A 19,206-nucleotide genomic window follows, 5' to 3' on the forward strand; every position below is an offset into this window, starting at 1 on the left:
ACCAGGTGCTATCAACAACATGCGGAAATTTTCTGAAAAATACAAGGTTAAATACTAGGCAAAACATTCGTATTCCATCAAACCATTTAGTATGATGACGGCGAGTCCAACAAATTCAAGATATTTAGAAACTTCATTATAGAGATAGGAGAATGCATGATGAGATTGAGTGTGTTAGACCAGGCGCCGGTCACGTCGGGTCATACAGGAGAACATGCGCTTAACAGCGCGGTCGAGCTCGCACAAGTCGCAGAAGAGTTAGGATATTACCGTATGTGGATGGCGGAGCATCATGGTGGCATGTCGTTCGCCAGCTCGGCTCCAGAGGTCATCACGGCTTATCTGGCAGCGAAGACGAACAAGATTCGTCTCGGGTCCGGCGGCATCATGATGATGCACTACTCGCCACTCAAGATGGCAGAGGTATTCAAGACGCTCAGCGCGCTCGCTCCAGGACGGATCGACTTTGGTGTCGGACGTGCGCCAGGCGGTGATGCGAACGCGATCTATGCGATGTCACAAGGGCAGAAACCGATGATGGATGGACTTTACGAGAAACTCGATACGACGCTTCAATTGATTAAAGGTGAGGCACCGGAGGAAAGATGGTATAAAAATACACCGGCTGCTCCGACTGGTGTCAGCCTTCCAGAAGCCTGGTTACTCGGTTCGAGTGGGAACAGCGCCGTGCAGGCCGGACGGATGGGGCTCGGCTATTCGTTTGCCCAGTTCTTTAACGGACAATTGAGTGCCGATACGCTCGACACATACCGTCACCATTTCACGCCGTCTGATTTCATGGAGAAACCGGACATCAGCGTCACGTATTTGGTCACGACGGCAGAGACGGAAGAAGAGGCCGAATATTTGGCCCGACCTTCTGATCTGTCGCGTCTCTTCTTGATGCGTGGTCAATTGAGACAGTTGTTGAGTCCAGAAGCGGCTCATGATTATCCGCTCACGGAGGTCGATAAAATTCATATCGCCAACAACCGAGCCATCCACCTCGTAGGGACGCCGAAACAAATTGCGGAACAGTTACGGGATGAATCGGAACGTTACGGTTTCGATGAGGCGATGATTTGTAGCATCCAGCATAAGCAGAAAGATCGCCTGAACGTCTATCGTCTCTTGGCGAATGAATTGCTTTAACCTAAAGAGCACCTTCTCAAGTATGAGAGGGTGTTTTTTTATTAGAGAAAAACGTTTTCCCATTTTTTCAAAGGTTTTCTCCATAGTTTGAGCGAAACCAACTACACTATAAGAAAAAGGAACGGGTGGAGGGATACGATGCAACGGATGAAAGGCGACCCATATTATCTATTCGAGCTGTTCACACGCTTGTATCGAATGGTATTTCTAATGGAAGTGACAGAAGCAGGCTATCGTTACGTAAATGTGAGCGAACAGGGGAAGGTGGCCTCTTCGCTTCCAAGTGATGTAGAAGGGCGGTATTTACATGAGATGTATCGCTCGGAAGTGGTCGAGGAATTGATTGAACATTATGATGCGGTCGTTGAGACAGGGGAGCCGGTCTACTTCATGTCGCAAATGAACATCGACTCCAATACGGCCCGATTCGCTTCTTCTATGCTTGTACCGATTGAAGATGAGGATGGACTCGTTCGTTATGTACTCGGTTTGACAACTGATTTATCCGAGGAGGCGGAGATCAAGTTGTTAAAGAGTATCGAGCATATGGACTATTTGACCGGTATGCCAAATCTGATGAAAGTCAAATTGGAGCTCGACCAGTTGTTCGAGCAACATGACACCGAAGAGACGAGCGTCATGCGCCTTCACATCAACCGTTTCAAGATGATGATGTCGCTTCAAGGTGTGGAGCGCTCGAATCAGTTGATTAAAGACATCACACGTCAATTGGCGAATACGCTTCCGAAAGGTTCAATTATCGGTCGAGTAGACGGTGAAGACTTTATCGCGGTGTTACCTCATACTCCAATCCGGTTGGCATACATGTACGCCGAGCATTTGCTTGACGTGATTGCAGATCATTCGTATCAAGTGGCGGAGGCCGAATTCCCGTTATCGAGTTGTATCGGGATTGGTGCCGGTACAGCGGATGCCGACCGTGTCATCATGAACGCCTCCACGGCTCTGTTGGAAGCGCGTCAGACGGGAAATCAAACGATTCGTTTATATGAACACGATGAATACGTGCAGCGTTACATCGATGAGATGATGATCGAAACGGAACTGGTCAAAGCGTTGAAGCTAGATGAGTTATACATGGTGTATCAACCGAAAGTGTCGATGGACGGTGCGATTCATTTTGAGGCACTCATTCGCTGGGAGAGTCCTGTTCTCGGATTCATTTCACCTGAAACGTTCATTCGTGTGGCTGAACAGTCACTCTTGATCGAAGACGTGACACGATTCGTCATGAATCGGGTATGTCAGGATGTGTCGTCACAACCTGAGCAGTTTGAAGGGCGCCGCGTGGCTGTGAATGTCTCACCGAATTTATTTCATGAACACCATATGAATGAACTGGTTGCGATCATTGCATCGTATGGTCTTGTGCCAGAACAATTTGAGTTTGAGGTGACCGAGCACACGTTGATGCATGAACCGGTAGCGGCGATCAAAACGGTCGAATCGCTCAAACAACAAGGATTTCGACTGTTGATTGATGACTTTGGGGTCAGTTATTCCTCGTTGAATTATTTGAAGTTGTTCGAGATTGATGGGATCAAGATCGACCGGTCGTTCGTCGCGCAACTCGATCAGGAGAGCGGCATGAAAGAGTATGAAATCGTCAAACTGATTGTCTCGTTGGCCAAAAAGCTAGAGTTAGAGGTGACGGCTGAAGGTGTGGAGACGGAAGAACAATATCGGATCTTACGTCAGCTCGGCTGCGATGAGATTCAAGGGTATTTCTTCAGTCGTCCGATGCCGCTCGCGGAGTTAGAAGAGGCGCTCGGAATCTTGTATTCCCATCAGATGATGTTATCGAAGATCGAGCAGCCTGCGCAGTTGTTGCATCCTTCTCTAGATGAGCGTGAATTGCAACGACTCAAAGCGATATTACGATTGGAAATTTTAAATACGCCACAAGAGGAACGATTTGACCGAATCTCCCGATTGGTCGCACAAACCTTTCAGATGCCAATCGCATTCATTTCGATCATGACGACAGACCAACAGTGGTTCAAATCGTGTGTCGGTATCGAGCTCGAATCCGCTCACCTCAAACGGGAATGGACGTTATGTAATCGGGTTGTCACATCAGAGTCTCCGCTGGTGATTGAAGATGTTGCGGCAGCAGCGATTGAAAGTGACAGTCCTTGGATTGACCGAATCGGATTTTATGCAGGTGTACCGTTGCGGACGAAGCAAGGTCACGTCATCGGCACACTTTGCGTAGTGGATGGGCAGGCGAGAACGTTCTCAGAAGAAAATTTGAAGGCGCTCGAATCGTTTACGCATTGGGTCATGACAGAGATCGAGCACACGGAAGTCTCGAGAAGACAAATCACTCGACAACAATCAATCGAAGCATTGTATGAAGCGACGGCATTGCGTGTACCGTTCCAAGATCAATTGGCCCGGGTTCAAGAAATTTTATTGGAATGGGTCGGTTACTCCCACGGGGTCATCTTCTCGATTGAGCCTTCGCATCGTCTTCTAGTAGAGCATGGGGTCTCTCGTTTGACTTGGGGGAAAGAAGAACTGCATTCCCTACATCAACTGACAACGGTCGGCGCGCAAACGCTTCAGGAAGGTGATCTGATTGTAGATGGTATCGAATTCACGAGGTTTGTCAGTTTTCCTTTGACGCATGAGCATCAAGTGTTTGGCTGGGTCGTTCTTCTCGCGGAGCAAGGCAACTTGAATGATCATCTTGATGAGGAAACGTTGCAAGAGTTGACTGGAACGGTACGGTTGCTTGCGCGATGGATGGAGAATGGGATTCGAAAGGAACGGAAACAACGCGAGATGATTCGAATCGCAAAACAAGATCAACTGACAAAACTGTATAATCGTCATACGCTCACGACCGATTTATACAAAAACATGAACCGGACGCCAGCGATTACAGTGACACTGGTCAATCTAGACGATTTTAAAAGAATCAACGATCAGTACGGGCACATGATAGGGGATGAAGTGTTAATTGAAATCGCACAACGATTAAATGAATTCGTCCAGCATGTTGGTGGTCAAGTGTACCGTTTTTCAGACGATGAATTCATGTTGGTGCAAACGGGTCCACTGAGTGGGATTGAACAGCTCAATGAAGTTATTTCCCAGGGAATAGACGCGTCGAATGGTGAAGTCATTCATCTTACGGCAAGTGTTGGCGTCACCCTAGTCAAGTCGACCGACACCGTCGATTCGCTTCTTCAACAAGCAGATGCAGCGATGTATATTGCAAAGAACAATGGAGGAGACCAGTGGTTCCAATATGGTGGATACTCAGATGACAAGGGGATTTAAGTATGGGGAGATTATGGCTGATTGAAGGATTGCCAGGAAGCGGAAAGTCTACATTTGCCGAGAGGCTGCGAGATAAAAGGAATGGCAAGTTCTATTCGGAAGTAGATGCGTCACACCCCGTGGATATGCATGATGTCTATTGGGTCGAGGACAAACCATCAACCGGTCGCATTCTCGATGAAATCGAAAAAGGGTGGCTCGTCCGTTATGATGGTGATGAAGAACGGATCGGAACAGACGTCTACGAGTTACCTTTCGCCCTTCACACACGAATCATGTGCGAACGCTGGCGGCGTTATGTTCAAAAGTTAGATAGGGAGGAAGAGGACGTCATCTTTGAATGTGCGTTGCTCCAAAATCCTTTCACCATTGGAATGGTTGCCCAAGATGTTCCGTTAGCGGACGTGGAAGCATACGTTCAAGAGGTCGCAGACATTCTGAAACCGATTGATCCGATGGTCGTTTATTTGGCATTGGATGACGTTGCACGCATCTTTCCGATTGTATATGATGAACGACCGATGGGATGGCAAAGCGGTTTTGTCGAGTATTATACGAGCGGCACCTATGGTGTGAACCATTCGCATAAGGGTATGGCCGGAACGATTGAGATTTTAGTGGAACGCCAACGACGTGAGCTTGAACTGTTGAAACAATTACCTCTTCGCCACGCTCGGATTCAAAATGATAATCGGCATTCATTCGAAGAATTAACGAATTTATTAGAGGAGGAGTCGATTCGTACATGCAAACCTTAATCAAACATTCGGAACGTTTTTGGTATATGACACCCGTTGACCGTACCGATCGACCAATTCTCGGTGCCGTTATCGGCGATACGCATACGCTGCTCATCGATGCGGGCAATTCCGTTTCGCACGCCTCGTTGTTTTTAGAACAGCTAGAAAAACAAGGCCTACGTGCGCCGTCGATGGTCGCATTGACGCATTGGCATTGGGATCACATCTTCGGTTTACCTGCACTTGAAGGAATAGTCTCCATTGCGAGTGAAGCGACCAAACAGGGAATGGAAAAACTTGTCCCATATGCTTGGGATGATGTCTCTCTCGATGAGCGGGTGGCGCAAGGGATTGAAATCGCATTTTGCGCGGAAGCAATCCGTGAAGAATATGGAGACGCGCGCGATATCAAAATAGTATTACCTATGCTGACGTTTCAAGAATCGCTGACACTCGACCTCGGTGGCGTTCACGTCGTGTTACGACATGTCGGAGGAGACCACGCAAAAGATGCGGTTGTCCTTTACGTCGTAGAAGAATGGGTATTATTTTTAGGAGACGCGTTATACGCAGACATCTATTCTCCGACATGGCGAATGACTCCGGAAGAAACCCTGCGGTTGTTGAATGTATTGGAATCGTTTGATGCTAAACAGATTGTCTGGTCACACGGTGAGATGGTGAGTCGTGAATCCTTCGCAGAAGATTGCCTTGCATTAAGACGAATCGCCACCATTTCGAATAATTTCCCAGGAAATATTGATGAAATCACGCAGTCGTATGCTTCACTCGTCAATCGGGAGATCACCGAGGAAGAGAACGAGTTGATTACGTTTTTTGTGAATGGGACGGTGGGAAGATGACTTACACTATCACGCGGATTCACGAGGAAGACGAGACGTTCCAACAGTTTTTGACCACTCAATTACGTGAGTATAACAACGTTCGTTCGATTTACCATCGTGACATTCGCGAGGCGCACGTGCCGACCATTCAGTTGAAAGTGGAGCAAGAAGGACGGGTGATCGCCGGCTTATATGGGAGTGTGTATTGGGGATGGTTCGATTTGGATCGCCTTTGGGTCGATGCAGACTTTCATGGTCAGGGCATCGGTAGTCAATTGCTTGGAGAAGGGGAGGCGTTAGCGAAGTCGCTCGGTGCGACGCGTGTGAAATTGACGACGTTCTCGTTTCAAGCGAAACCGTTTTATGAGCGATTCGGTTACACGGTAATAGGTGTGCTACCGGACTATCCGCCGGGATCGGATTACTGTATGATGATGAAGCAATTATAAAAGGCGACACGAGGTCGCCTTTTTAATACACTTTATCCCCATTGAAGATTGAATTTTTCACCATGACGTAGTCTACGGTGCGCAATGCCTCGAGACTGTCACCACCCGCGTAAGAAATCGCCGATTGGAGGTCTTGCTCCATCTCGGTCAATGTATCTTGTAGTGCCCCTTTGTGTTCGACAAACATCTTTTTCCCCTCGACGTTCTTTCGCTCACCCTTTTGGAACTCAGAAGCAGAACCGAAATACTCTTTCAATTGTTTCCCGTCTTGCTCGAACGTTTCCCCCGGTGATTCATCGTGTCCTGCGAACAATGAACCAATCATGACCATCGAAGCGCCGAAGCGAATCGATTTGGCGATGTCACCGTGAGTACGGATGCCCCCATCCGCGATAATCGGTTTCGTCGCTGCTTTGGCACACCAGCGAAGTGCAGCCAATTGCCAGCCCCCGGTACCAAAACCTGTTTTGATTTTCGTGATACACACTTTACCAGGCCCGATTCCAACCTTCGTCGCATCCGCTCCGGCATGCTCTAATTCGCGAACGGCCTCTGGTGTCCCGACGTTCCCCGCGATGACGAATGATCCAGGAAGATGGTGTTTGATATGCTGAATCATTCGGATGACCGCATTCGAATGACCGTGAGCGATATCGATTGTAATAAATTCTGGCGTATGACCGGTCGATTTGAGCATTTCGATAAACCCATACTCTTCTTCCTTCACGCCGACACTGATGGATGCATACAAACCACGCTCATGCATGTCTTGGATAAACGCCAGGCGCGTCTCTGGATTGAAGCGATGCATGATGTAAAAATATCCGTTCTTGGCCAGCATCAATGCGACCTTTTCATCGATAATCGTCTGCATGTTAGCCGGAACGACCGGTAATCGGAACGTGAAGCCACCAAGCTCGACGGTCGGGTCACATTCCGAACGACTGTCGACAATACATTTTGCAGGAATTAATTGAATATCTTCGTAATCAAATACTTTATCCATATATCGCACCCCTATTCACGAACATTAACGTATTGAACAATAAAAAAACTTCGCCCATTCGGTAATATAACGTGAATAGAGTTTAAAGTCAAAGGATAACTCAATCAATTTATCTTAAAAATGAATAAAATTGAACGGATTGATGTTTAATGTTCGGATTTATGATTTATTTTCGATGTTTCACGTGAAAAAAGGACCACTTATTGGTGGTCCTTTGCGAGTGCATATTGATTTCGTCCACCTGCTTTGGCTTCATAGAGAGCGAGGTCGGCACGTTTTAGTAACTGTTTGGTCGACAACCCTTTTACAAATCGAGCACCCCCGACACTTGAAGTCGTAATGAACGTATGTTGGTCGATTTCCCATGGGCGCTGTAGTGCTTGAATGATTTTCTCTGCAACCCGATGTAGGGCACAGGGATCGTTGAAGCGAATGAGAACGGCAAACTCATCACCGCCAAGTCTGGCAATCATATCTTGTTTGCGAAGCACGGATGTCAATCGACGAGCGAGTTGTCGCAAGAGCTCATCGCCCACATCATGACCGAACGTGTCGTTGATTTGTTTGAATCGGTCAACGTCAAGAGCGAGGACGGCCAATTCACCTTGCTCGAATTCGGTTCGATCGATCGCTTCCTCGAGGTAAGCGAGGAAGAAACGACGGTTCGGTAAATCGGTCAGCGTGTCGTGATACGCCAAATGCTTCAGTTGCTTCTCTAGTGCTTTTCGCTGCATGATTTCTCGGCTGACCGTCAAATAGTGTAGGAGAAGTCCGGATTCATCATAGATGGCCTGAATTTTCGTTTCGAGCCAAATCCAGCGCTGGTCAGCATGGAAATGACGAAACTCAAGGGTCAAGGAGATGTCTTCTTCCTTCATTTCTTTCAACTGCTCCCGGACGATCTGGATATCGTCCGGATGGATATAGTCGAGCGTATTCTTCCCTTCGTAATATCCGGCCGCAAAACCGAGTACGGTACGGTGAGAAGGGGACGCATAACGAACAGTACCATCCCGTTCTAGTATGCAGACGAGGTCACTCATGTTTTCTGTGATCAATCGATATTGTAACTCACTCTGTCTTAACGCTTGTTCCATTTCACGTTTCTCCGTGACATCACGCAAAATCGTTAAGACGGCCGTTTCGCCCTCATAATCGATGAGAAGGCTACTGATATCCATCTGGAGCTTGTCTCCACTCGGTGTCATGATGACCATTTCCGTGTCTTGGACGGGGCCTCCGAGCTCGAGAGAGGCAAGTCGTTGACGGGTGGACTGATGATACTCTTCTGCGATGAATGAAAAAATCGATTCACTCTCTAGATAGGTTTCTCCGATTGTGGCGAGTGCCATCGCGTTCGCATATATAATCTGTCCTTCCTGATGCACAATGATGCCTTCCGGAATGGTTTCAATCAACTGACGGTAACGACGTTCGCTTTCGACCGTGGCACGCTCGGCATTTTTCTCTGGCGTCAAATCGATGATGATCGCAAACAGGCCGGTAATGTTACCGCCGACCTCGATTGGAATGTTGAGGACGGTTAAGTCGAGTCGTTCCCCGGATTGATGTTCAGCATAAATGGAATACTTGTGTGGAATCCCAGACAGCGTGAATTGTAACCCTTTCCTGACTCGAGACCGCTCACTCTCGGGAAGCCAATGCAGGAACGGATGATGAAGCATATCTTGTTCCGTATGACCGGTGATGACCGTGACGGCCGGGTTGACAGATTTGATGTTTAAATGATGGTCGAGTACAAAGATGCCATGTGGAGAATACCGTCGTAGCGACTCGTGATGATCTTTTAAGATCGACAATTCGAGTTCGCGACGCTTCCGTTCCGTCACTTCACGAACGACGGAGACGATATGGGTACAGCGCCCCTCATCATTGAAAATCGGAGTCACTTCTGACTCGAAATAATGAAGGGGGAGCGTCAATACATCATCCGCCTCGACCGTATCCGTATAAAAGGAGTCAGCAAGACGGTAGTCTTCATAGACGACACTCTTTTTTGTACGAATCGCTTCATCGTAATACTGCGTAATAAGTTTAGCGGTCTCGATCGGGACCAACTCATCGATGGTCTTCCCGACATCCGCATCTGACCAATTGATGGCCCGTTTCCCAGGCTCATTTACGAAGACGTAGCGATATGCTGAACCATCGACTTCCATAAAGAACACATAGTCTGAAATTTTATCGAACGTCCGTAGTAAAATCGATGCGTTGGATTGAAGTGTTTGGTCAGCTTTCATCTCGTCTCCCTCATTTCGTTCATTCTATTTTTTACACGTCATTTTTATCTTACCGCATCATTCGATCAAATGTGTGAACTTTCAAAAAAAGACGGGATGTACGTACACCCCGTCAAGCAGCTTCGTTCAGTTGTTTTTGTTCGTTCCGTCCATTCATGACGTAATACAAGAAAATGGTAAAGAGAACGACGCCTGAAAGAATCAAATAAAGTGTCGAGAAGCCCGTCAATGGAATCAACAACCCGATGAAATAAGGACCAAACCCTAGACCGGCATCAAGTGCGATGAAGAAGGTCGATGTCGCCATCCCCATTCGGTGGGGTGGAGAGGCCTTGACGGCGATTGCTTGAGTCCCGGATTGGATATTCCCGAAGCCTAATCCGATTAACGCACCGGCAAGTAGAAGCATCCAACCGCTGTTCGCCTGGCTGAGCACGAGCAGTCCAATCGCGAAGATGGCGATTGCCGGATACATGACGACGTTCGCTCCACGCGCGTCCATCAACTTTCCTGTGATCGGTCGTGATAATAGGACTGCGACCGAATAGACGAGGAAGAAGATGCTCGCCGCCTCGATCAAGTCGAGTTCACTCGCATAGAAGTTGATATAGGACAAGACACTCGAGTAGCTTAGTGCGGCCATCCCGATAATCAAGGCGATCGGTAGCGCTTTTGGTTCGACGAACGATTTTAAAGAGAATCCACGTACGACTTCAGGTGCGTCGACCTCAGGCACATTCACAAAGAACGTGCTCGCCAAACTGATGACCCCGATCACAAAGCAAAGAGCGAAGATGACGGTGAAGCTCGTGTGTTGGCTGAGAAGTAATCCGACGAAGGGCCCGATGGCTGTCGCCAGAGTAGAACTCATGCTGTAGTAACCGATCCCTTCACCTTTTCGTGTTGCAGGAATGACTTGCGCGACGATAGTTCCAGTTGCCGTACTCGACAATCCCATCCCGAGCCCGTGTACGAACCGTGTCAGCAATAAGAAACCGACACCCCAATGGACGAAGTACAATAAAATCGTGGCGGTGAAAAAGACGAGCCCGATATAAAGTGTCTTCTTCCGACCGATCGAATCGATTAGTCGACCGATGAACAAGCGCCCGGCCAGCGTCCCGATGATGAAGATGCCGGTGACGAGTCCCGCTTGACTCGTGGTCGCCCCGTACGACTCGACGGCATGCACCCCGATGGTGACCATCAATAAGAAAAAGATGAGCGTCAGGAAGAAGTTGATGAGCGAGATGATTAAAAAGTCTCTCGTCCAAAGTTTTTGAATAGGTTGTTGCATCATACGTGACGCCTCCTTTTCTTCAAATTCGAATAGTTAATAAACATAACTAAAAGAGTATACCAAATCAAATTAGGATTGTCCGAGATGATGCACTGCATGCAGTGCATGACAGACATGAAAAAACTCGACTCGGGAATCGAGTCGAGTCAAGTGACGTCGTTAGGCACGGTCCCAGAATCGGGCAGTCGCAATTCCATCGATGAACGCATTGAATCCATCGAGGTTATGCTCGTCGAACGTGAAGACACCAGGCTGGTCTTGCTTCACGCGACATGTGGCGAGAGCCTCTTTATGGTGTACGTGTAGAGCGAGCGGTTTATAGTGCTTGTACGTGTTCTCGATAAATTCGAGCACATCATCCTCGACAGTCGTCGCGGCACTCACCAAGAAGGCGGCATCGAAGAGGCTCGAGTCGACCGTATCGTACGTCTCCTTCACTTTCAAGTCACCAAGCATATACGCCTTCTTGCCGACAAGGCTGTAGTTGACGTTGTGATCGGCGAGCGTCTGCACCCACTGTTTCACCTGATTCGCATCCACGTCACCGGCAAGGAGAAGGGCGACGCTCTTCGTATCGGGCTTTTTGATTGTGTTCGCCATCGAGAGGGCAGGGGACGTCTTATCTGACTTGACCTCGTTGTTCTCTTCTGGCACATGTACTCCTAAGTTGTCGGCGACGACTTCAGCGAGATGACGATCGATGCGGTTCAATAAATCGACGGCATTCTCTTTCACCATGTCCGACTCACATTTTCCGAGCTCAAAACTGCAGGCATCTTGGATGTGTTGTTTTTCGACATCGGTCATGCTGTTATAGAAGAGTTTCGCCTGTGAATAGAAATCAAGGAAGCTGTCGCTACGTCCCCGAATCTTATGTCCATCGATTTTCTCTTGATAGTGCTCAAATCCACCTTGATCGGCTGGCACAGGTTCCGGCTGATTATTGTTGAGCGCATTTTTATGGTAGCTCGTCTGACCTTTGTGGACGGCCATTTGATGCATCCCGTCCCGCTGGTTGTTGTGGAAAGGACAGACGGGCTTGTTGATTGGGATCTGGTGGAAGTTTGGTCCACCGAGACGTGAAAGCTGCGTGTCCGTATACGAGAACAGACGACCTTGTAAGAGCGGATCGTTCGAGAAGTCGATTCCTGGGACGAGATGACCCGGGTGGAAGGCGACTTGTTCGGTTTCCGCGAAAAAGTTGTCGACGTTCCGGTTGAGTGTCATCTTCCCGACGAGTTTCACTGGAATCTCTTCTTCCGGCCACAGTTTGGTCGGGTCTAAGATGTCGAAGTCGTAGTTGAACTCGTCTTCTTCCGGGATCAGCTGCAGACCGAGCTCCCATTCCGGATAGTCGCCTTTATTGATGGCTTCATACAAGTCGACACGGTGGAAGTCAGCGTTTTTCCCGACTGCCTTTTGGGCTTCGTCCCATACTTGTGAATGAACCCCGAGCTTCGGTTTCCAATGGAATTTGACGAAATGCGCTTTTCCTTCCGCATTTACGAGACGGAACGTATGCACCCCGAATCCTTCCATCATGCGTAGACTACGCGGAATCCCCCGGTCACTCATTGCCCACATGACCATATGGGCTGTTTCATGGTTTTGTCCGACGAAATCCCAAAACGTATCGTGCGCGCTTCCCCCTTGCGGCACTTCCGTATGTGGTTCAGGCTTCACGGCATGAACGAGGTCAGGGAACTTGATGGCATCTTGGATAAAGAAGACCGGAATGTTGTTTCCGACTAAATCATAGTTCCCTTCGTCTGTATAGAACTTCGTCGCAAAACCACGGACGTCACGTACCGTATCCGCGGACCCGCGTGAGCCTTGGACGGTCGAGAAACGGACGAATACCGGTGTCGTCTTCGAAGGGTCATTCAAAAAGTTCGCTTTTGTGAACTCGGCGAGCGGTTCATACACCTGGAACTCCCCGTGTGCCCCGACGCCGCGCGCGTGGACGATTCGTTCCGGAATCCGTTCATGGTCGAAGTGGGTCATCTTTTCGCGGAAATGGAAATCCTCGATCAATGTCGGACCACGACGTCCTGCTTTCAGCGAGAATTCGTCTTCCGCCATCTTCAGACCTTGGTTTGTCGTCAAGCCAGCTTGTTGTTCGTTATCAATCGTATGTTGTTTTAACTGCTCTTCTTTCTTGTTCCCCATGTGATTGCCTCCCTTAAGTATGACTGACCGTCGTAAGTCGCGTTTTGACCTACTGTATCGGTGTTCCCTAACGCCAATAAAAAAATCCCTCTTTTTCAAAAAAGAGAGATTTCACACAAATATTTATAACGCGGCCCACACATGTTGTTTCAATACGATTTGTTGTACCACTTTAGGGTCGAGTTCGTATTCAGTGGCAATGATGCGTGTTACTTTCGCTTTCGCATCGGGGTCGTCAGGATTTTGTTTCGTATATTGATTTTGCCATGACCTCCAAATTTGAATCTCTGCATCGGTCAATTTGGTCGCCCATTCTTTTTCTCGAAGTTGCCAACCGAACATCATCTCGTCTGTTTGACCGGGTTCCACCCAGTCTGCAAGTGCATAGTCGCCTTCCGGAGCGAATACGGCTTCACCAAGTGGCGGTTCCGTCCCGATATAGGCAGCATCATCATAAAATCGTAACAATGCGGCCTGGAACTGATCAGACTGTTTCACGTCATCGATGACGTCATGGCTGACAGATTGAAGCTCATCCGTACTCGGTTCACCATGTACGACGATATCATATTCGAACCGAGTGATACCGTCTTCTTCAATGGGAGTACGTTCTTCAATCGTATATATTTCCTCGGAAATAGAGGTTTGTTCAGACTTCAACTGCGTTGTAGGGGACGATTCCTGCGGCCAAAACCAGAGGGCGAAGCCGAGAGGGACGAGGAATACGGCGAGACGACGTAGTCGGTACACCTTGTTTGATTTTCTTTTTTTCTTCAATCCAAAAACACTCCTTTAATTATGTAACAATCCCCAAAATATCGGGGATTACGTTCGATCTAAACGAACGAGGTCCGCATCGGGATGCGACTGACCACGAACGAGGGAACTTAAAATACGAGAACCAAGCATGCTATACACCGTCCCATTTCCCCCATATCCGAGCAAATAAAACAAGTTCGGTCGATTCGGGTGCTCCCCGATGAACGGGAGTTGGTCCACCGACTCTCCGAACAAGGCGACCCAAGCATAATCGACTTCTAGGTCATACATCGGGAAGAGCTCGGCGATTTTTTCTTTCACCCGTTCCGCCCGGTCGTTCATGAGCGCCTCGTCGTGCGGCGTCTCTGCCTTGTCTTCGTCAAGTCCGCCAGCGATAATCCGCCCGTCCGGAGTCGTGCGTAGATAGAGATATGGTCGTTTCGTCTCCCAAATGAGTGCACGCCCTTCCCATTCACTGAACTCGGCGATTGGGTTCGTTGCGATGGCGTATGACCGATTCAAATCGATTCGATGGGAGTCGAGTAGGGGAGCCGGTCCATAACCTGTTGCAAAGATGACTTTATTCGCTTTAAATGTTCCGTTTGAGGTGAACACGATCCATCCGTCACCATCAGACACGATTTCATCTACTGATGTCTCTTCAAAAATCGGGACGTGTTGTTTTGATAAATAGCGGATGATTTGACGACTGAGCGTGAGTGGGTTGACCTCGGCATCGCCTTTGGTGATGAGGGCCGCCGGTTTTTCAAATGGGAAGCGTTCACGTAATGCTTCACGATCCAACCACTCCACATCAAAACCATGTTTGGATAGCATCTCATACTCACGTTTCAATTTGGCAACATCGACCTCTTCGCTCGCAAAACAAAGACTGTCCCGTCGGATATATATATCGGAAGCATCGACATCTTTCGCCACCTGATCGAGTGATTCGACCGCGTTGAGACATAATTGATAGAAGCGTACCGCTGCCGCTTCTCCAATTTTTTCTGCGAGTTCGTGTAACATGATGTCATTTGAATATTGAATTAAACCGGTATTTGCTGATGTGCTTCCTGTACCGACTTTTCGCCCATCGAGCACCGCAAAATCGACTCCATCCTGCTGAAGCGTATAGGCCGTCAACGTTCCAGACATGCCGGCTCCGATGACGAGTACGTCGTAATGCTCTTTTTTGTCAGGTCTTTCTAACACGACATCCTCTGATTCGGTCGTTGGCCAATATAAATCTCCGTTATACAATTCCATCGTTTCATCCTCCATGATTCAGTATCTTCCTCTTTATCCCCGCTTCAAGAGAGGTGAAACCAAAAAACCGCAGACGATGTGTCTGCGGTTCAACATGTTATTTCTTGATGATGATTGATGAAGGAGAAGCACCTTTCGTATATGTGATGCGTTGGACATGTTTCGCCCCACGAATCTCAGCAAGGTTTTTCCCGTCAACGATTACTTCTTTTACCGTCGCGCCTTTGAAGTCGATGATGGCACCGGCTTCTTTCGGTTTCACTTGAACGACGACATTTTTCAACGGTTCTCCTGTCAATTCCGTGTATACGCCACGAACGAAGATACCGTTTTTAAAGTTCGTGCCTTTTCCGATTGTCACGCCGATGTAATCCTCTTGAAGGACGAGGCGAGCAGCTTTATGGTTTTCTACAGTGTAACGCGTCAATTCCACTTCTGGTTCCGGTGTGAAGTCGATTTGTGCAAGTACTGGATCATGGTCACTCGCACGCCCTGACATCTCAGTGAAGTCCGAGTTGACGTGAATCATGTCAATTTTCGTAGAAGCGGCCAAGCGGTTCGAGACGAGGATATGATCGAGTACTTGTGAGTTCCCTTGATACACATACGAGTAGCGGTCGACAGCAGGAACTTTCTCGACCATGTTCGTCATCAAGTCACCTTTAAAGATTTGGAGCGCATCCGAGAATTCGAAATCGTTGAAGTCACCAAGTGCTACAACATTCGCTTCTGGATTCTTCGTCTTCACGTCTGCGACGAAGTTGTGGACGACTTGTGCGATTTTCTTACGTTGCACTTCACTTCCGAGTACGACCGGTTGTTGTGACCCGAAGAAGCCGGTGTCACCACCTTTTGAGTTCCAGTGGTTCGCGATCACGATGACGTTCTCGCCTTGGAAGTCGAATTGAGCAGCTAACGGTTTACGTGAACGATCGAACGCTTCGTTCGTCGGATCGATACGTCCCGGATTGTGCGTCAATTTCCCGTCAGCATATCCGACGGCCGTCGTCGCGTCACCGGCAGGCATTCCCTCCGTCAATGACACGCGCTCAGGATCGTACAAGAAGCCGACACGGATGTTGGCATCCGGTGCACCACCGTCTTGGTTGTTCTCTGGGTCGATGTTGACGTATTTATATGTCTTCCCACCGACAGCGACAATGTTATCGATTAAGCGCTGATAGCTCTGGTCAGCGGCAGAACCTGCCCCTTTATCCTGTCCATCGTTGTCCTGTACTTCCGTCACACCGATGATGTCAGGGCTGTTCAATTCGTTGACGAACGCTTTCGCCAGTTTGAGTGCCTTTTCATCTGATGTTTCTTTGATGTTGTTCGAGAAGTTCTCTAAGTTATACGATGCAATTGTTAATTGATCTTCTTCTGCCTCGATGAATGTCTTCTCACGCTGCGCATCTCCTTTGACGAATGAAGCTTTCATGTCTTCAAGTGAGGCTTGAATCTTATAGTTACCGAATGAATAGCCGACGACACCGACGATCGGTCCGTTGAAACGGTCGCCCGTCGCGACATCGAAGTCACGAGCTTCTGCATTTGGTTCGAGACGGAACTGAATGCGTTCTGGGTTCGCGTCGTTCTTTTTCAATAAGACACCGCCATTATATGTCTCTGTTGGCGTATCTTCGAGAACTGTGACTAAGTCACCATATTCTTGTGGTCCAACCGATTTCAAGTTGTTCGTTTGAACGCGCATCCCTTCAAGGCTCTCCCAGAAGTCGATGGCATCCTTCTCCGGGTTGAAGACGGCGAGGTTATCGCTGTCGATAAACTCAGTCGGAAGGTTTGAGGCATCAATCGTAATTGGAGTCGGAAGTGTCACGCCGCTCGCGACGACTTCAACTTTTCCGTTACGCGTATCGATTTGTGTCATCTTCATATCCGTCTGTTGGCGATCACTATATCCTTCGATTGCGTACTCGCTCACTTTTCCGTTCACTTTTACGAGGTCCCCGACTTGAATGCCAGCAATCGAACGTCCGCCGTAAAGGACAATCCCTTCAGATGTCCGTGCATCGTCATCGGCTTCCGAATCAGGCGTTTGGATGAAGTAATAGGTCGTTCCACTTGAGACGAACGTAGACGTGACGATTCCTTCGACACCTTCAACCGTCTGTCCGTTCATCGGAGTCGTATGGTTCGCACCTTGGATGTCGTGAATGCGAATCTTGTCTGTGATCTTATAAGAGAATGTTGAGACGGCGCTGAACGAGTCGCCTGTTTTCACGACCGTTTTCAACGTCGTCGAGTTTTCAATGCGGATTGGGTTTTCGTAACGAAGCCCATTCTCTTTTGGATCAGAGCCGTCGAGTGTATAGAAAATCTCTGCGTCTGCTGTCGTTGTCGAGAGCGTCACGTCTTGTGGACCAACGAATGTACCGGCACCTGGTTTCGCGACAGCCGGCCGAAGAACGGACGTATCGATAACCGTGTCCGCCGGGTCACGAGGGATGATTTGGTACGTATCGTCAAACTGTTGAACGATTCCTGTGATCGATGAATAGTTCACATCCGTCTGTAAATCAAGGATGCCTCGCTCGTCGCGAACGACGAACTCCTTCGTTCCGTCCGTCGCCGTCAAGTTCTGACCGCTACCTGTGAGTGTGACATTTTTGACGGTAACGAGTTCGGATTCGACGTCCTCGTTGATTTGTTCCCCTGTCAAGACTTGGGCAGTAGGAAGTGTTGCTGCCTGTTTCGAGACGACGACGGCATTGTTCAATTGAAGAAGCTCACGATATGAACCGACGACCCCTGTGACAACGATCTCATCTCCGACGTTGACGGCAAGAGATGTCGGACGGATAGACAGACCACCTGTCGCGTCTTGGATCGAGATGGTGTTCGCTAATTTAGCCGTGACGACTCCTTTTACGGTGACCGTTTCATTTTCTGCCTTTGTTCGTGCATCAGCAATTGAAATCGGTGTGATCGGTGCAGGAGGTTCTGTTGTATCGCCATCTCCGTATTCAACGCCTTGGAACGTATGTAACCCGAGATTGTCGAACGTGTCTTGTGGTGTCGATGACCATTCGACAGCCGGGTCGAAGGCATCACTGCCATCACTGTCTCCCTTTGTGACCGTGTCTTTACGAATGAGCGATTGGTCAGCAGTCGCAACGGTCGTTCCCCATTTTGTTCCTGGGTCGAAGCCGAGTTGACCGAAGACATCAAGAACCGTGTCTCCTTTTTTCAAGACGATCGTGTCATCCCCGTTGAAGTTCGTCACGGCGCTCGTCGTGTCCGATTTCGCTTTCAATGCGTCTGACGCACTACCATTCACAATGACATATGTCGCCCCTGGTGCGAGGGTGCCAGTCAAATTCAATGTATTTCCGGCAGTCGTACCTCCGTTTGAATACAGTTCAATTTTGTAAGCGGAAAGGTCGATTGTCGCGTTCGTTCCGTTGAACAACTCGATGGCTTTGTTATTGCTCGATCCTTCTACGTACTCGGAAATGAAGAGGTCTGATGCGTTCAACGTCTCAGCGTTTACATTTGCCGCAATCGGCGTCATGCTGCTGACGATGAGCCCTGCTGATAAGGCGAGGCCAGTGACTGCCTTAAATGATTGTGTTGGTTTCCCCATGTGTAAGTCTCCCTTAGATGTAATGGTCTAATCCGATTTCCCCAACTCGTGTCGTTATAAATAAGTGAATTTATATCCTCCTTTTTCAAAAAAACGACATGATAGCGCTTACATTACTTTTCTTGTGACGAATCTCTTGAAAAATTATTCGTGTATTGTCAAAAATGGCACGTTCATTTCCCAAGTTTTTTACTACATGTTAAACATAACCAAGCAGACGTCAGAACTCAATCCACTAAACACGAAGTTATGATTACATTTTGATTACAAGGTAAATGTAGTCGGAAGAACTTGACGAGTAGCTTGATAACTCTTACACTCTTCTAATACGAATTAATTGTAT

At 48.3% G+C, this 19,206-nt stretch carries 12 protein-coding genes; 5 read left to right on the plus strand and 7 right to left on the minus strand.

All coding sequences use genetic code 11. The features are described from left to right. Nucleotides 1-159 precede the first annotated feature (159 nt). The 5 genes from KNO78_RS11100 (at nucleotide 160) to KNO78_RS11120 (ending at nucleotide 6,495) form a co-directional block, all read left to right on the plus strand. Nucleotides 160-1,152: an LLM class flavin-dependent oxidoreductase gene (locus tag KNO78_RS11100; RefSeq protein WP_214691382.1), complete on the plus strand. Its 993-nt coding sequence runs from the start codon at nucleotides 160-162 to the stop codon at nucleotides 1,150-1,152. A 138-nt stretch (nucleotides 1,153-1,290) separates the two neighbouring features. Beyond that, nucleotides 1,291-4,461 carry an EAL domain-containing protein gene (locus tag KNO78_RS11105; RefSeq protein WP_214691381.1) on the plus strand — a complete coding sequence of 1,057 codons (3,171 nt, stop codon included), beginning with the start codon at nucleotides 1,291-1,293 and terminating at the stop codon, nucleotides 4,459-4,461. Between the two features lie 2 nt (nucleotides 4,462-4,463). Then, nucleotides 4,464-5,219, plus strand: a complete 756-nt coding sequence (locus KNO78_RS11110) for a P-loop NTPase family protein (protein WP_214691380.1) — start codon at nucleotides 4,464-4,466, stop codon at nucleotides 5,217-5,219. Next, nucleotides 5,207-6,064 carry an MBL fold metallo-hydrolase gene (locus KNO78_RS11115; protein ID WP_214691379.1) on the plus strand — a complete coding sequence of 286 codons (858 nt, stop codon included), beginning with the start codon at nucleotides 5,207-5,209 and terminating at the stop codon, nucleotides 6,062-6,064. Before KNO78_RS11110 ends, KNO78_RS11115 begins: the two co-directional genes overlap by 13 nt. Next, nucleotides 6,061-6,495 (plus strand): GNAT family N-acetyltransferase, encoded by a 435-nt coding sequence (locus KNO78_RS11120; protein WP_214691378.1) that lies wholly within the window; start codon nucleotides 6,061-6,063, stop codon nucleotides 6,493-6,495. Before KNO78_RS11115 ends, KNO78_RS11120 begins: the two co-directional genes overlap by 4 nt. 22 nt (nucleotides 6,496-6,517) lie before the next feature. Here KNO78_RS11120 and guaC read toward each other — a convergent pair whose 3' ends face one another. From guaC to KNO78_RS11155, 7 genes are all read right to left on the minus strand, one after another. Continuing rightward, a complete protein-coding gene (gene guaC, locus KNO78_RS11125) occupies nucleotides 6,518-7,501 on the minus strand; it encodes a GMP reductase (RefSeq protein ID WP_031424215.1) in 984 nt (327 codons plus the stop codon). Nucleotides 7,502-7,701: 200 nt separating this feature from the next. After that, entirely contained in the window at nucleotides 7,702-9,762 is a 2,061-nt protein-coding gene (locus KNO78_RS11130; RefSeq protein ID WP_214691377.1) for a PAS domain S-box protein, read from the minus strand. 112 nt (nucleotides 9,763-9,874) lie between these two features. After that, complete coding sequence (locus tag KNO78_RS11135; RefSeq protein WP_214691428.1) at nucleotides 9,875-11,059, minus strand: MFS transporter; 1,185 nt, start codon at nucleotides 11,057-11,059, stop codon at nucleotides 9,875-9,877. 162 nt (nucleotides 11,060-11,221) lie between these two features. Then, nucleotides 11,222-13,231: a catalase gene (locus tag KNO78_RS11140; protein WP_074035142.1), complete on the minus strand. Its 2,010-nt coding sequence runs from the start codon at nucleotides 13,229-13,231 to the stop codon at nucleotides 11,222-11,224. Nucleotides 13,232-13,354: 123 nt separating this feature from the next. After that, the gene (locus tag KNO78_RS11145; RefSeq protein ID WP_214691376.1) at nucleotides 13,355-14,008 is read right to left on the minus strand and encodes a hypothetical protein; all 654 of its coding nucleotides are present in this window, start codon (nucleotides 14,006-14,008) and stop codon (nucleotides 13,355-13,357) included. 48 nt (nucleotides 14,009-14,056) lie between these two features. Continuing rightward, entirely contained in the window at nucleotides 14,057-15,259 is a 1,203-nt protein-coding gene (locus KNO78_RS11150) for an NAD(P)/FAD-dependent oxidoreductase (RefSeq protein WP_214691375.1), read from the minus strand. Between the two features lie 97 nt (nucleotides 15,260-15,356). Next, nucleotides 15,357-18,863: a lamin tail domain-containing protein gene (locus KNO78_RS11155; protein WP_214691374.1), complete on the minus strand. Its 3,507-nt coding sequence runs from the start codon at nucleotides 18,861-18,863 to the stop codon at nucleotides 15,357-15,359. Nucleotides 18,864-19,206 lie beyond the last annotated feature (343 nt).

The organism is Exiguobacterium sp. s132, assembly GCF_018617235.1.
Classification (GTDB): Bacteria; Bacillota; Bacilli; order Exiguobacteriales; family Exiguobacteriaceae; genus Exiguobacterium; species Exiguobacterium profundum.

What these genes read in the sequence shown, in the direction of transcription:
- guaC (WP_031424215.1), bottom strand. Translation starts at nt 7,501, where the DNA reads ATGGATAAAGTATTTGATTACGAAGATATTCAATTAATTCCTGCAAAA.
- KNO78_RS11150 (WP_214691375.1), bottom strand. Translation starts at nt 15,259, where the DNA reads ATGGAATTGTATAACGGAGATTTATATTGGCCAACGACCGAATCAGAG.
- KNO78_RS11105 (WP_214691381.1), top strand. Translation starts at nt 1,291, where the DNA reads ATGCAACGGATGAAAGGCGACCCATATTATCTATTCGAGCTGTTCACA.
- KNO78_RS11155 (WP_214691374.1), bottom strand. Translation starts at nt 18,863, where the DNA reads ATGGGGAAACCAACACAATCATTTAAGGCAGTCACTGGCCTCGCCTTA.
- KNO78_RS11110 (WP_214691380.1), top strand. Translation starts at nt 4,464, where the DNA reads ATGGGGAGATTATGGCTGATTGAAGGATTGCCAGGAAGCGGAAAGTCT.
- KNO78_RS11135 (WP_214691428.1), bottom strand. Translation starts at nt 11,059, where the DNA reads ATGCAACAACCTATTCAAAAACTTTGGACGAGAGACTTTTTAATCATC.
- KNO78_RS11100 (WP_214691382.1), top strand. Translation starts at nt 160, where the DNA reads ATGAGATTGAGTGTGTTAGACCAGGCGCCGGTCACGTCGGGTCATACA.
- KNO78_RS11140 (WP_074035142.1), bottom strand. Translation starts at nt 13,231, where the DNA reads ATGGGGAACAAGAAAGAAGAGCAGTTAAAACAACATACGATTGATAAC.
- KNO78_RS11130 (WP_214691377.1), bottom strand. Translation starts at nt 9,762, where the DNA reads ATGAAAGCTGACCAAACACTTCAATCCAACGCATCGATTTTACTACGG.
- KNO78_RS11115 (WP_214691379.1), top strand. Translation starts at nt 5,207, where the DNA reads ATGCAAACCTTAATCAAACATTCGGAACGTTTTTGGTATATGACACCC.
- KNO78_RS11120 (WP_214691378.1), top strand. Translation starts at nt 6,061, where the DNA reads ATGACTTACACTATCACGCGGATTCACGAGGAAGACGAGACGTTCCAA.